The sequence below is a fragment of the Flavihumibacter sp. ZG627 genome (assembly GCF_000814325.1).
In the GTDB taxonomy this organism is placed as follows: domain Bacteria; phylum Bacteroidota; class Bacteroidia; order Chitinophagales; family Chitinophagaceae; genus Flavihumibacter.
Window position 1 is genome coordinate 1 of record NZ_JPHF01000048.1, and the last position, 472, is coordinate 472.

General features: G+C 41.3%; 1 protein-coding gene. It reads left to right on the forward strand.

The window, feature by feature from the left end; genetic code table 11:
* Positions 1–44: 44 nt before the first annotated feature.
* Positions 45–472 (forward strand): hypothetical protein (locus HY58_RS18535; RefSeq protein WP_156123769.1); only part of this gene is annotated, 428 nt, incomplete at its 3' end.

Consider the following 472-nt stretch of genomic DNA (forward strand, 5'->3'; position numbering starts at 1 on the left):
TGTATGCACCTGAAATAGCTATACAGCTTAAAACTTAAGTTTGTATGGAGAATTTGACAATGCGATTTAAACTGAATAAAGCTGGTAAGGCATCTTCGGGTCAACCGATTGAGTTGATAAAATTGGTGGTTGATGAATTGGAAGCAGGTTTGTCTGTGGAAGGTGTTTTTAATAAATACGGTAAAATAGGCCGAAGAAGCTTACAGGATTGGCACTTGAAATATGGTACCGGCAAGAAAGTTGATTGGGGCGACCGTCGTATTGCTTCGCACGTAAAGCAGCAGGCTCTTTTTGAATTGGAGAGTGGCGCACTAACCAAGGCGGAAGTCATCAAAAAATACCAGATCAGCACAAGTGCATTAAAGCAGTGGGTTCAGAATAAAAAATTATCTGTTGCTTCGGTGGTTTATGTTGCATCAGAAGCAACTAGTATGGAAAACACCGAACGACAGGTGCTCTTGCAGCAGATGAA